Here is a 13,518-nt window from a genome sequence, read left to right as displayed (position 1 = left end):
ATGAATGATTATACAGTCGATGGGCTGCTGGCAAATTGGCTTGCCGGACGAGAGAGACCGAGATGTTCACGCAAGGTTGTTCCGGTATATTCGGTACGGAACAAGCCTCTTCGTTGCAGCTCAGGAATGACGAGCTCAACGAATTCTTCGAGGTCGCCTGGCAGCGTGGGCGGCATAATATTGAAGCCATCGCACGCGCCTTGCGTGAACCATTCTTCGAGCTGGTCAGCAATCTGAATGGGGGTACCGGCAATTGTGCGATGTCCGCGAGCTCCAGTCACGCGATAGATGAGCTGGCGAATCGTCAATCCTTCTCGTCGAGCCATTTCGGAGACGAGCTGGAATCGGCTTTTGCCGCCGTTGACTACCGCAAGCTCGGGGAGATCCGGCAATGGGCCATCGAGAGGGAAGCCGGTCAAATCGACATTCAGTGAAGCGGAGAGCATGGAAAGTCCAACGGCGGGTAACACTTGTTCCTGGAGAAGCGCCTCCTTGACCCTTGCTTCTTCCTCTGTCGCTCCGATGACAGCATAAATGCCAGGCATGATCTTGATATCCTCCGGTGAGCGACCATTTACAGCGGCAAGCGATTTGACATCACGGTAAAAACGCTGCGCTTCTTCTAATGTCTGCCATGCTGTAAAGACGACTTCAGCTGTTTCGGCAGCAAGCCGACGTCCGGTTTCCGAAGATCCTGCTTGGATAATCACGGGTCTGCCTTGCGGGGAACGTGGTAGGTTAAGAGGACCACGGACCGAGAAGGTTTGACCTCGGTGGTGAAGTTCGTGCACTTTGTCAGGATCAGCGAATTGTCCGCTTAATTTGTCAGCGATGATCGCGTCATCTTCCCAGCTATCCCAGAGTGCATTGACGATTTCAACGAATTCGCGCGCTCGTTCGTATCGCTCCTCATGACCAGGATGAGCAGCGAGGCCGAAGTTTTGTGCTTCCTCATCACGGCCCGATGTCACTACGTTCCATGCGGAGCGACCTCCACTGAGATGATCAAGTGTAGAAAATTCGCGAGCTAAATTGTAAGGCTCGTTATATGTCGTTGAGACCGTAGCCGCAAGTCCAATCCGCTTCGTCACGCCAGACAAATAAGCGAGGAGGGTTAATGGCTCGGGTCTAACGGAAACTGTGTGCTTGATACCTGTATGATGGCGGTCTATAACCGCTAGCGTATCAGCCAAAAAGATCATATCGAATTTTCCTCGTTCCGCAAGCTGAGCAAACTTTTCATAGAAGGTATGATTCAGAATGCCGTTCGCATCAGTTTCCGGATATCGCCAGGCGGCTACATGGTGGCCAACCTGAAATAAAAATGCGCCTAGATGCATGTGCCGCTGATTGTGATGACTCATAATGACTGCCTCCATTTCGTGGGATCCATCTAAATAATGAAAAAAGACTCCTTAATCAGATCACGTCTTAGACGCTATCAGTTAGGGAGCCTTTGGATGACCAATGGGCTATATTTGGTGTTGGAGTCATGTTATCAGGTTTATTCCGATTATTCAAGTGGGTTTTATGAGAAATAATGATTGACCCAATGAAAATGCGGTGTTATGATCGGTTTACACCCAAACTTTGACAGTTTGGCAACATCTCATACAAATAAGTCCACCGGACAACTGGAGGCTTCCAATTCGATTCTTGCGTAGAATCGAGTCGGGAGTCTTTGTGTTTCTAAGATTCCTGAAGGAGTGATGTGTTATGCAAAGTATTCATTCGCAGAAGCAAGTAAGGAGGGGTCAACGATGAGTGTAATCACATTAGATATCAATTTGCCTCACAAATGGTTTCATACACCGCAAGGCACTCGCATTGAAGCTCTGAACAACATTCAACTAACCATTAAACAAGGTGAATTTATTACGATTATCGGACCTAGCGGTTGCGGTAAAAGCACACTTCTGAAGATAATCGCAGGACTAGATACGGATCATGAGGGAAAAGTGTCGTTGGATGGGCAGCAGGTAGTTAAGCCAGGCATTGATAAAGGATTTATTTTTCAGGAGCATCGCTTATTTCCATGGTTAACCGTTGAGAAAAATATAGCAGCCGATCTTTCATTAAAGGATCCTGCGGTGCGCAAAAGAGTCGATGAGTTGATTGAATTGGTCAAGCTGAAGGGCTTCGAGAAAGCTTACCCACGAGAATTGTCCGGAGGCATGTCGCAACGTGTGGCGATTGCCAGAGCACTCCTACGTGATCCTAAAGTACTGCTGCTCGATGAACCGTTTGGAGCGTTGGACGCTTTTACAAGATCACATCTCCAAGAGGTTGCGCTGAACATTTGGGAAGCGAAGCGAACGACAATGGTTCTAGTTACCCATGATATCGATGAGGCTGTTTTTCTAGCAACCCGTGTTGTAGTGATGAATGCAAGGCCGGGTACAATTCGAAACATTATTCCGGTTGATCTACCTTTTCCGAGAAAGAAAGCATCGGTTTCGTTTCTGGAATTGCGCAAGGTCGTTATGAGTGAATTCGAGCGGGTCGAGGAATTAGAGCTTATCGACAGCTCAGGCATCTAATTGAAAATAAGGGAAGAGGTGATACCGTATGAGTCAAGCAGAAGTGGTAACTGGAGTTGGAAAGGGACTAGTACAATCAAAGTCTCCGAAAGAAGCGAAGGCTCCTGATCAAAGTCAAGGCACACTTAAAGTAGCCAAAAAAGATTCGAAATGGGTTCTCGTCGTAAGAGGATCGATTTTGCCGCTAACTGTTCTAATTCTTTGGCAAATCGTTGGATCGTTAGGCATTATTTCGAAAACGCTGCTGCCAACGCCTGCTGAAATTGGGGTTGCTTTTTATGACCTGTTAATTACAGGGGAGTTGTTTAAGCATTTGAGAATCAGTATTTGGCGCGCAGCGGTTGGATTTTTGGTAGGAGGAACTTTGGGGCTGCTATTCGGTCTATTGGTCGGCTTATTCCGCAAGTTTGAGCAATCCGTGGACCCTTCCGTACAAATGCTACGGACCATTCCCCACTTAGCCATTACCCCGTTATTCATTCTATGGTTCGGTTTTGGGGAGTTTTCGAAAATTTTATTGATTGCGAAGGGCGCCTTTTTTCCGCTTTATGTGCAGACGTTTCTAGGAATTCGGAATGTGGACTCCAAATTGTTTGATGTAGCTCGCGTACTGGAATTTAATCGATTTAAACAAATCACGAAGTTGGTTCTTCCGGCAGCGCTGCCGAATATTTTGTTAGGTTTGCGATTATCCATTGGGGTGGCATGGCTAGGCCTAGTCGTGGCTGAAATCATGGGCTCAAGCGAAGGCGTAGGGTATTTGATCATGGATGCCAGACAGTTCTCGCAGACGGCGGTTGTGTTTGTCGGTATTTTAATTTTTGCTTTTGTCGGAAAAGGTTCGGATTCGTTGGTGCGAATTTTAGAGAAAAAGCTGTTGAAATGGCGAGACAGTTTTAATGGATAATTGAAAGAACGCCTTGAGGGCAAATGCAATCTATTCATAAGGAGATGTTGAGCATGAGTATTGGACAGAGAAGGTTAGGCAGAACTGGGTTGAAAGTATCGGAAGTGAGTCTCGGTACGATGGCTTTCGGTCGCTGGATTGATGAGAAGGCCTCGGCAGAAGTGCTTGATACGGCGTTAGCATCGGGGATTACCTTGATTGATACAGCGGACGTGTACGGCTCGGGAATGGATAAAGGGAATCCGTTGGAAACTGGTGAATCCGAAACGATTCTTGGCAATCTGTTAGGTGCGCGCAGACATCAAATTGTTCTCGCCACCAAGGTACATGGCAGAGTGGGGTTGGGACCTAATGATGCGGGCCAAAGCAGATATCATATTGAACGCGCGATAGACAACAGCTTAAGAAGATTAAAGACAGACTATATTGATCTCTATCAGGTGCATCGCTTCGACGAAGAAACACCGCTGGAAGAAACCTTGCGAGCGCTGGACGACCTTGTACGCAAAGGGAAAGTTCGCTATATCGGCGCCTCTAATTATGCAGCTTGGCAAATCGCGAAGGCGCACGGTATCTCAGCTCGGCTTGGACTGGAAAGATACGAAAGCATCCAGCCCGAATACAGCCTCATTGCTCGAGGAATTGAGCAGGAGTTGTTGCCTTTGGCCGTTTCTGAAGGCGTAGGCGTCATTGTGTACAGCCCGCTCGGACGCGGCCTGCTGACAGGGAAGTACAGCTACGGGGGACAGCCACCGGTCGGAACACGCGGAGCAGCCGGCGAACAGCGTCTCAAAGTGTTGCTAGAGCAGGAGCGCAATTTCCACATCGTGGAGCAGCTGAAGCCGATTGCGGAGAGACGGGGCTGGACGCTGAGTCAGCTAGCGCTGAACTGGGTTCTTAGTCAACCAGCGATAACGTCAGCTATACTGGGTGTCTCCAAGCCGCAGCATATTACCGAAGCGCTGCCTGTTCTAGGCGAGAAGCTAAGCAGCGAGGAGCTTAAACAGATTGATGCCATCACAAGCGGCTCGAAATTGGAGTTGATTGCTCGATGAGTGAAACGAAGCGGAAGTTGCATTTGAACGTGTTTTTAAGAGCAGCCGGTCATCATGAAGCGGCATGGCGTCATCCGGAGGTGCATCCAGAAGGCGATCTCGACATTCATTATTTGAGTAAAATGGCACTGATCGCCGAGGGCGGGTTAATGGACTCAGTCTTTTTGGCTGACGGCTATGCCGGACGTACGGCCAAACTTGAGCCATTTACCCAATTGGCTGCCTTAGCTGCGGTAACCCGTCATATTGGATTAATTGCTACGGTTGGGACCGTCTACAATGAGCCGTTCCACGTAGCTAGACAGTTTGCTTCTCTAGACCACATTAGCGGAGGACGCGCAGGGTGGAACATCGTGACGGGTGCTGGAGATGCTTCACACAACTTCGGCCGCTCCGCACACCCGGAGCTTACCGAACGCTATATAAACGCAGAGGAATTCGTCGAAGTGGTCAAGCAGTTGTGGGATAGCTGGGAGGATGACGCGCTTGTGTACGATAAACAGGCCGGTATTCTGATTGCGGAGAATAAAGTGCGAGAAATCAACTTTAAGGGCAATGTGTATGCTGTCAAAGGACCGCTCAACATTCCACGCCCTCCGCAAGGCCATCCTGTGCTTGTACAGGCCGGCTCATCTGAGCAAGGCAGAGAGCTGGCTGCGCGGACGGCAGAGGTGATTTTTACTGCACAACAAACGTTCGGCGCCGGGCAGGCTTTCTATACGGATGTCAAATCAAGACTAAAGAAGTACGGACGGTCAGCTGATGAGCTGCATATTTTGCCCGGACTGAGCCCAATCGTGGCGGATACGGAAGCGGAAGCGCGTGACATTGAGGCTGAGCTGAATGGGTTGATGGATTTGCCTAAAGCGTTACGGGACATGTCGGAGCGTTTCGATGTCGATTTGGCGGCGTATCCGATCGACGGCCCAGTACCACTGGACAAAGCCAAAACCGCTGAAGCGTTTAACGGGATTCGAAGCCGTCAGGAAGTTATTCTCGACGCTGCTCGCAGAGAGGGAATGACGATCCGGCAGCTCATTTATCGACATGCTGGCGGCCATGGACATATAACGTTCACTGGCTCGACACTGCAGGTTGCCGATTTCATCGAGAAATGGTTTCGTGGAGGTGCCTCCGACGGGTTTAATATTTTGCCGCAGACGTTTCCAGGCGGGTTGGAGGCTTTTGTGCAAAAGGTTATACCAGAGCTTCAGAACCGGGGATTATTTCGTACTGCTTACGAAGGGAGAACCCTTCGGGAAACTCTGGGGCTGGTGCGCCCAGGAAATGTGCGCAGCGTGGTCTAGGCATGTATTTGCAAAACTAATTACAATAAAATAAATGCAAAGGACCGTCAGGATACCCTGACGGTTTTCTTAATTTCGTTTTTCAGCCAAGTTACGATAAAGTATTACTTCTGCGCTAATCCAATTCCCGTGCTGACAGCCGTCAACTCCATTTTGCTATTGTATGCCAACAAGGACCAAGGTTCTGAGGCCGATTCAGCATGTACTTGAATGTCGATTTCCCAAGGAGCCTCATAACTCACGCCAAGCAACTGTTTGCCTTGGTAGATGGCGATTGTAAATGGGGGTTCACCTTGTTCATTTGCAAGCTTAGGATAGACGAGTACAGTTTGTTTCCCAGTCGGAAGAGAAGGAGTTATAACTGGGGTATACCGGTATGGAATGGGATTCACGCCCTGCTCGATTTTGCTCAAAAACCAATCGGATGCGATCAGCCTTTGATAGTACCCGTCCATGAAGGGATTCTCCCCGATATCGTAGACATAATTCCCGTTCGTTCGAATCGCCTGAGCGCGGCTGTAGTTAAAGTAGGTAATTGCTTTAACTTGGGGAAATAATCGCGGCAACAGACCATACATGTATCCCAATTGGCTTTCTGCCCAGCTCCAATAAGTTTGATTATTTGGCAAATACGTGTGGGCAACAGCACCCTCTGATATCATAATTGGCTTATGGCTGTAACGTTCGTAGAGAGGGGCAAAGGTATCGATAACGGTGCCCTTTAACTGTTCTTTATCCGCCGAGACAGGGGTGCTATACAGTGAAAAACCAACCCAGTCCACGTAGGAGTCCCCTGGATAGTAGTCATCGATCGTATCTGGCGGCCAGAAGTTTGGCGACCACACCATGGCTACATTCGGCGCTTCTTCGGCCATAATATCGTGAATTAGGCGGAATTTCTCCTTATATTTCTGAGGCTCCCCGTGCCAAGGCACCCAGGCTCCGTTCATCTCCGAAGCGTAGCGTAAGAAGATTGGAATCCCGGAGGCTTTGGCTTCTCGTGCGAAACGGCGGACGTATTCGTCATCCTGTACGTCGTCCAAGCCGTAGCGCGGTTCCCAACCGATCTGGAGCGCTCCATCAAGATCCTTCACTCTTTCCGCAGTCCGTGCAGGGAAATATGTATTGGTGTCCGTCTGCACCTTCCGCCATCCAACATAAGCCAAGTAAAGTGCGTGTTTTCGTCCGTATACGTCTTCGATTTTATTAACATCGTAACCTACTCTGCGATCTGCCCCAAGCATGCCAATATATACGCCTGATGCTGGCTCATGTTTGGCTAACAGGGAAGTCGAAGGGGTAGGTGTTGTAGTCGTTTTTAACGGTTCAGTTGTCATTGGAGTGCGGAGATAGAGCTCCAGATTCGCTGTTGGATTTTGGATGGCAGGCCAAATAGCAGGTGCCGAAGGAAGTCCGGCTGAGTAGGCAGCGATCCGTTCGCGGTATGCTGCTGCAGCCTCAGGAAGCCCATCTTGCACGGTTTTCTTCTCTTGGTTGGTCCAAAAAGTGAGAAGATCAGGCTGCTTAGGTCGTGAGGGAGAGTCAGTAACCGTGGGATGAGTTAGCACGGCAGCCGCAGCAGGTTGATTGTGCTCAAGCTTATCTACTTCAGTGTCCATAACTAGTAGAGTAATTGCGATACAACCCGCCAAGCCTAGTAGGGCTGCGAATGTCCATACAACCTTTTTGCGCATGATACAGGTTCCTCTCACAGGGGATTATTACTAATTGTATTCCCATAGCTGGGAGACGGTCAATGGAGGAAAGGCGTGGATCGACGACTCTTGCAAAATAAAAAGCTAAGCACATAAAAGCTGCTTAGCTCCTTTCTCGTTGTTAACCTCTTTTAGCTTGCAAACGAATAACGTTCCAAGATGCCTTGGCTAGATTGCTTTTGACGTGGCCATTGTCAATGAAAGATTGGCCGCCATTATGCGGCGTAACCTGATACGGGTTAGCTTTTGTATTCACCGCTTTAAGATCTTCATGCTCAAGCACGATATGCTCGATCAAGCTAACCTCTCCGAAGCTGCGGATGTCGAGGTCCAGTTCCATAGCTTCTGTCAGATGCCGATTGACGGCAAAGACCGTAATATGACCCTGCTCCTCATCATATACACAAATCGATTCCAGATAAGGGACATCTGTGTAATCTTTGGAATCATATTTGGGTGAAGAATTGACGGTATGAAGAACAGTTCCTCTGCCATAGATGGAAGCATGAAGGAATGGATAGTAGGTTGTTTGCAGCCAGAGAGGACCACCTGTTTCTGTAGTAATTGGCGCAATAACATTAATCAGTTGTGCCATGCAAGCCATTTTGACCCGGTCCGCATGTTTGAGTAATGTAATAAGGAAACAGCCCACGGCGAGTGCATCTTCATGGGTATAGACATCTTCAAATTCTGGTGGAGCGACCTGCCAACGTTCCTCAGCGCGACTAGTTCCAATTGTATGCCAGACATTCCATTCGTCTAAGGAGAGCATAAGCTTTTTCTTACTGCGCTTTTTGGCTTTCACATAATCACAGATGGAGGCAACACTGCTGATGAACTGATCAAGGTTTAGCGATGTGGCAAGGAAATTGGAGGTATCATTGTTATTATTGTTGTAGTAGGCATGTAAGGACAAATAGTCAACATTCTCATAAGTCAAATCGAGAACCGTTGCTTCCCACTCAGCAAACGTACTCATGCCGCTAGATGAGCTTCCGCAAGCTACCAATTCGATGGAAGGATCAACCCAACGCATCACTTTTGCGGTTTCATTCGCGAGGCGGCCATACTCAACAGCTGTCTTCGTGCCAATCTGCCAAGGCCCGTCCATTTCGTTGCCTAAGCACCAGGTTTTGAAACGGTGAGGTTCCTTGTAGCCGTGAGTAATGCGCAGATCACTCCAGTAGGAGCCAGATGGATGATTACAGTATTCGATCAAATTTCTAGCGTCGTCGATGCCGCGTGTGCCGAGATTAACCGCCATCATAACCTCAGAACCAACTAACTTCGCCCAATCGGCGAATTCATTGGTACCGATTTCGTTCGTCTCCGTTGTCCACCAAGCGAGCTCTAGAAGTCGTTTTCGGTCTTTCTTAGGTCCAACACCATCTTCCCAATTATAACCGGAAACAAAGTTGCCTCCTGGATAGCGAATAATCGGAACTTGCAGTGCACGGATGGCTTCAATGGCATCTTGTCGGAAACCATTCGCATCTGCAGTAGGGTGACCTGGTTCATAAATACCGCCATAAACAGCGCGTCCTAGATGTTCAATAAAAGATCCATATAGACGCGGGTCAATTTGTGCTTTTATAAAATTTTTGTCAATGAGCATCTGTGAACGTAAAGACATGTGATCTCGCTCCTTAAATTAAGAATTAGCTTATTCATGAATTCTAACATCATTGCTTTCTTTTATATTATGGATGATAATGAAGTATATGTTCAATAATTATTTTGTAGGATTAATAAAATTGCGTATTCTAAGAGGTGTGAACTGATGTATCTAAAGACGGACGCAGCGTCTCTACAGGTGTACGAAGCATTGGCGAGCGAAGTTCGCCTGAAAATCATAGATAAACTATTCATCAAGGAAATGCACATTAAAGAACTCGCTGCCGAGCTTTATCTCAGTAATGCAATTGTGAGCAGCCATGTGAACAAACTCGAGCAAGCAGGACTTGTAGGGAGTAAGATGAAGCGTGTAAACGGTGGAACCTATAAATTCTGCTTCGTGAATACGTCATATTTGCAGATCAAGCTCTCTCCAGAACGAACATCGCTGCACAAATGTAAGGAGGTGTCCGTGCCGATAGGTCATTACACCGATTATGAAGCATGGCCGACATGCGGGCTTGCCACTAGAGAGAAGATAATTGGCCACTATGATAATCCGACCTATTTTATGGATCCAGAAAGGGTACATGCGGGTATTCTTTGGTTTGCGAAAGGGTTTGTCGAGTATAAAGTGCCCAATTACCTGTTAAAAGATGACAGTTTAAAGGAGATAGAAATTTCGCTGGAAATTGGATCCGAGGCTCCGCAAGTGAATGAAAACTGGCCGTCAGATATTTGTTTTACACTGAATGGGACGGGGCTGGGTACATGGACAAGTCCAGGCGATTATGGTGAGACGAGAGGGAAGCTGACGCCAGAGTGGTGGCACTCGGACGTGAATCAATATGGGTTGCTGAAGGTGCTTCGTATTACGGACAATGGTACGTATATGGATGGTCAACGTCTTTCAGATGTCAGCATCACTGACCTGCGGGTTGATCCGAAGTATTGGGTATTTCGAATTAGCGCGGAGGATACCAAGCGGGGGCGAGGAGGCTTAACGCTTTTTGGTAAAGGCTTTGGGAATTACGAGCAAGATATCTGGGTGAGATGCTTCTATGAGTGAGAGTGCTTGGGGTTAAGAGCGATTTGGCTGAAAGAAAATAGGGCAGGGCACGAAGGAGTTACAGGATAAATAAGGAAATAGTTATGATCAAGAAATAATCACCTATGAATCTCAATCAATTCTTGGTACTCATATAGGAAGGGTGAAGAACTTCGTGGAACGATTGCAAGAGCGTCTAACGCCGTTACTGAAGGAATGGATTGAAAAAGGACCTCCTGGATGTGCCTGTACAGTGATCAAAAATGGTGAAGTTGTCTATCAGGAAAGCTTTGGATACGCAGATGTAGAACTAAAAAAGAAGATTGAAGCGGACACTATCTTCCGCATTTATTCGATGACCAAGGTGATTACTTGCGTAGCTGCATTAAAGCTATACGAGAAGGGACTGTTTCTTCTAAACGATCCGCTCGAAGATTATTTGCCGGAGTTTAAAAATCAGAGAGTGCACCGGCATAATGAATTCGGTGTAAGATCAGTATCTCCGGCAACATCTCCGATCTTAATCAAAGATTTGTTCACCATGACTTCGGGGCTCACATACGGCGGGGACGGCACAGAAACCGAACGATTGACCGCTAAGGTAATGGGAAATGCCGCTGGAACAATGAATATGCGTACCTTATCGAAAGCTCTTGCGGAGATTCCGCTCGAATTCGATCCAGGCACACATTGGAAGTATGGGTCAAGCCATGATGTCCTTGCCGCGTTGATTGAGGTAGTCTCTGGTGAAACTTTAGGGGAATTTCTGAAGAAGGAAATTTTTGATCCGTTAGGGATGACCGATACTTCTTTCCGTATTACCGAAGATAAACGTGATCGGTTATGCAAGATGTATAATCGTACAGATGACGGAGCGCTGACCCCCAATATGACTGCGGATGTCCCTTATCAGCCTGGATGCAGGTATGAAAGTGGTGGAGCCGGACTTCTGTCAACAATCGGTGATTACAGCCGGTTTACGCAGGCATTGGCGAGAGGCGGCGAGTTGGATGGCGCGCGGATTCTAAGCCGGAAGACAGTGCAATTGATGGCTACCAATCACTTAGGACCGCAGCAGCTCCAAGATTATGATTGGCCGCAGCAAAAAGGCTATGGGTATGGGCTAGGCGTCCGAGTTATGATGGATCCTGCAGCAGGCGGCTGTAACGGTTCGATAGGCGAATTTGGATGGGCAGGTCTAGCTGGATCATGGGTCATGATCGATCCGCAAGAACAACTGACCGTTGTGTATATGCAGCAGATGCTGCCGAGTTTGGAGCCATATATTCACCCGCGTCTGCGCTCGGTCATCTATGGATCGTTAAAGTAAATGGACTTTATGGAGATTAATAAATAAATAGGTACATGAAAAACCCGGTGGGCATAAACCCATCGGGTTTTTCATGTTCGTAAGGAATGGAAAGCGATATGAATGTTCCATAGCGTTTCCAAAATGAATTTGGTAAAAACAGGTACTGTTCTATGACTTTCCGAGATAAAATAAGATGGTGTATATAGATCTACCTGAGGAGGGATTGCGTGCATTGGTCGCGTAAAGAGTTGAAGAGTAGAGCGAAACAAGTTTTGCGTACATCATATTGGAAGGCATTTCTGGTCAGCTTGCTGCTAGCCATTATTAGTGGAGGAGTCCCACGCTGCTCATGGAATTCGGATCATGGCTCTTCCATAAACCTGTCCGGCATGCATGAAGGATTTGGGGATGTTTCGGATGGTGTCGGTGTACTTATTCTGATCATCATCATTATTGTTGGGATCGTGGTTGGATTGGCTGTTTTGGCCTTCAACATATTTGTAATTGCACCTTTCAAAGTGAACGCACAGCAATATTTCAAACAAGCCTCACAAGGTGATGTCGATATGCACTACCTCCTTTACGCATTTGGCAAAGGGAGATATCTAGGTACGGTCGCTGCCATGTTTTGGAGTGGATTACTTAACTTCTTGTGGTATTTATTGCTCATTATCCCAGGCATTGTGAAGACCTATGCCTACAGTATGGTTCCGTATATTCTGGGTGATAATCCTAGGATTGGCAGGAAAAGAGCCGTTCAGCTCAGCAATCAGATGACTCGAGGTTTTAAATGGCGGATGTTTGTGCTAGATCTCTCCTTTATTGGGTGGTTTCTTCTTGGTGCTTTAGCACTTGGCGTAGGTGTGTTGTTCGTATTACCGTATTATAATACGACGAAAGCAGAGTTATATTTGGCTTTGCGTCAGCAAGCATTATATGATGGACTAAGCACCCCCGAAGAATTAAATCTATCCATTTCATAAGGAGCTGATTGTTGTGTCTCTCCCAGTAACGGTAAGTAAGGCAAAAGTAACCACGAAGACGTCCAAACATTCGATCACGATGATTATGGGGATGTGGCTCATTATTGGCTTGTTTATTGATGGCTTCGCCCATAACCATGGAGCTGTAGAAACCTTTTTTACACCGTGGCACGCGATTCTTTACTCCGGGTACTTGGCTTGTGCAGGTTGGATTTTTATGATGATTCGCTCGAACAAAATTAATAGCCAATCCCCCTCTTGGATCGCGGCGATCCCCGATGGCTACAAGCTTGGTGTAGCAGGGGTCATCCTCTTCTTCGTAGGCGGGCTTGGTGATATGTACTGGCACACCGTCTTCGGCATTGAAGTGAATATTGAAGCTCTACTAAGCCCGACACATCTCCTCTTGTTATCGGGTGCGCTCTTAATTCTGACAAGTCCCTATCGTGCTATCAGCGTTACCGAAAAGCGTACAGATCCGACGTTTCGTCAATTGCTGCCTGCCTTAACTTCGATTGGGCTAACCTTCACCGTCTTCGCTTTCTTCCTCATGTATGCTTGGTCCTTTCGCCAGAACTTATGGATGGCGAAAGACTATGATGCGGTTGCCAAAGTTGTGGTCGATTTCATGCTGACAACGATGATTCTTGTGATTCCAATTATGTTTGTCCAGCGGAGATGGAAGCTCCCCTTCGGCACGGTTACGTTCTTCTTCCTGTTTGAGTCCATATTCCTAGCGGTCCTTGATGGATTTAGGGATTACGGTTCGATTATCATTTTGCTCATTAGCGGCGTGATCGGAGATATGCTATTTCGTGAGATCAAAGGGAGGGAAGTCACAGATTGGCGATATAAGGCTGTCTTTTTTGTTCTTCCTATCTTGATCTGGGGACTGTATTTCGCTAACTTGAAATTATTTCATACCTTGGACTGGTCTCCAGAGCTTTGGGGGGGAACGATATTCCTGTGTGCACTATCCTCACTTGGCTTAAGTATTCTTGCAGCACCGGTTACAACAAGCCAAAGCAGATGAGATG

The 13,518-nt window shown here is 47.4% G+C and carries 11 protein-coding genes; 8 read left to right on the top strand and 3 right to left on the bottom strand.

Annotation, left to right across the window (positions count from 1 at the left end; genetic code table 11):
- Positions 1–8: 8 nt before the first annotated feature.
- Positions 9–1,364 carry an LLM class flavin-dependent oxidoreductase gene (locus AC58QG_RS13580; RefSeq protein WP_497362548.1) on the bottom strand — a complete coding sequence of 452 codons (1,356 nt, stop codon included), beginning with the start codon at positions 1,362–1,364 and terminating at the stop codon, positions 9–11.
- A gap of 396 nt (positions 1,365–1,760) precedes the next feature.
- On the opposite strand from AC58QG_RS13580, the gene AC58QG_RS13575 reads away from it, so the two are divergent.
- Genes AC58QG_RS13575 through AC58QG_RS13560 form a run of 4 tightly spaced genes read left to right on the top strand, consistent with a single transcriptional unit; the run spans position 1,761 to position 5,809 of the window.
- On the top strand, positions 1,761–2,540 hold the full coding sequence (locus AC58QG_RS13575) for an ABC transporter ATP-binding protein (RefSeq protein ID WP_497362547.1): 780 nt from the start codon (positions 1,761–1,763) through the stop codon (positions 2,538–2,540).
- 28 nt (positions 2,541–2,568) lie between these two features.
- On the top strand, positions 2,569–3,447 hold the full coding sequence (locus tag AC58QG_RS13570; RefSeq protein WP_497362546.1) for an ABC transporter permease: 879 nt from the start codon (positions 2,569–2,571) through the stop codon (positions 3,445–3,447).
- A 53-nt stretch (positions 3,448–3,500) separates the two neighbouring features.
- The gene (locus AC58QG_RS13565; RefSeq protein ID WP_497362545.1) at positions 3,501–4,502 is read left to right on the top strand and encodes an aldo/keto reductase; all 1,002 of its coding nucleotides are present in this window, start codon (positions 3,501–3,503) and stop codon (positions 4,500–4,502) included.
- Positions 4,499–5,809, top strand: coding sequence for an LLM class flavin-dependent oxidoreductase (locus tag AC58QG_RS13560; protein ID WP_497362544.1), 1,311 nt, complete (start codon positions 4,499–4,501; stop codon positions 5,807–5,809). Before AC58QG_RS13565 ends, AC58QG_RS13560 begins: the two co-directional genes overlap by 4 nt.
- A 104-nt stretch (positions 5,810–5,913) precedes the next feature.
- Here AC58QG_RS13560 and AC58QG_RS13555 read toward each other — a convergent pair whose 3' ends face one another.
- Positions 5,914–7,503: a glycoside hydrolase family 26 protein gene (locus tag AC58QG_RS13555; RefSeq protein ID WP_497362543.1), complete on the bottom strand. Its 1,590-nt coding sequence runs from the start codon at positions 7,501–7,503 to the stop codon at positions 5,914–5,916.
- A gap of 142 nt (positions 7,504–7,645) precedes the next feature.
- Positions 7,646–9,157, bottom strand: a complete 1,512-nt coding sequence (gene arfA, locus AC58QG_RS13550) for an arabinosylfuranosidase ArfA (RefSeq protein WP_497362542.1) — start codon at positions 9,155–9,157, stop codon at positions 7,646–7,648.
- Positions 9,158–9,304: 147 nt separating this feature from the next.
- Here arfA and AC58QG_RS13545 point away from each other — a divergent pair, with 147 nt between their 5' ends.
- The 4 genes from AC58QG_RS13545 to AC58QG_RS13530 all read left to right on the top strand — a co-directional run bounded on the left by AC58QG_RS13545 (position 9,305) and on the right by AC58QG_RS13530 (position 13,514).
- Entirely contained in the window at positions 9,305–10,207 is a 903-nt protein-coding gene (locus AC58QG_RS13545) for an ArsR/SmtB family transcription factor (protein WP_497362541.1), read from the top strand.
- Between the two features lie 154 nt (positions 10,208–10,361).
- Positions 10,362–11,516 (top strand): serine hydrolase domain-containing protein, encoded by a 1,155-nt coding sequence (locus AC58QG_RS13540; protein WP_497362540.1) that lies wholly within the window; start codon positions 10,362–10,364, stop codon positions 11,514–11,516.
- 209 nt (positions 11,517–11,725) lie between these two features.
- Entirely contained in the window at positions 11,726–12,481 is a 756-nt protein-coding gene (locus tag AC58QG_RS13535; protein ID WP_497362539.1) for a DUF975 family protein, read from the top strand.
- Positions 12,482–12,494: 13 nt separating this feature from the next.
- The gene (locus AC58QG_RS13530; RefSeq protein WP_497362538.1) at positions 12,495–13,514 is read left to right on the top strand and encodes a hypothetical protein; all 1,020 of its coding nucleotides are present in this window, start codon (positions 12,495–12,497) and stop codon (positions 13,512–13,514) included.
- Positions 13,515–13,518 lie beyond the last annotated feature (4 nt).

This window comes from Paenibacillus sp. J22P169, from assembly GCF_059691995.1.
This window is presented reverse-complemented; position numbering and strand designations above follow the sequence as displayed.

Coding starts and splice junctions, on each gene's coding strand:
- AC58QG_RS13560 (WP_497362544.1), top strand. CDS start 4,499: ATGAGTGAAACGAAGCGGAAGTTGCATTTGAACGTGTTTTTAAGAGCA.
- AC58QG_RS13575 (WP_497362547.1), top strand. CDS start 1,761: ATGAGTGTAATCACATTAGATATCAATTTGCCTCACAAATGGTTTCAT.
- arfA (WP_497362542.1), bottom strand. CDS start 9,157: ATGTCTTTACGTTCACAGATGCTCATTGACAAAAATTTTATAAAAGCA.
- AC58QG_RS13565 (WP_497362545.1), top strand. CDS start 3,501: ATGAGTATTGGACAGAGAAGGTTAGGCAGAACTGGGTTGAAAGTATCG.
- AC58QG_RS13545 (WP_497362541.1), top strand. CDS start 9,305: ATGTATCTAAAGACGGACGCAGCGTCTCTACAGGTGTACGAAGCATTG.
- AC58QG_RS13555 (WP_497362543.1), bottom strand. CDS start 7,503: ATGCGCAAAAAGGTTGTATGGACATTCGCAGCCCTACTAGGCTTGGCG.
- AC58QG_RS13580 (WP_497362548.1), bottom strand. CDS start 1,364: ATGAGTCATCACAATCAGCGGCACATGCATCTAGGCGCATTTTTATTT.
- AC58QG_RS13570 (WP_497362546.1), top strand. CDS start 2,569: ATGAGTCAAGCAGAAGTGGTAACTGGAGTTGGAAAGGGACTAGTACAA.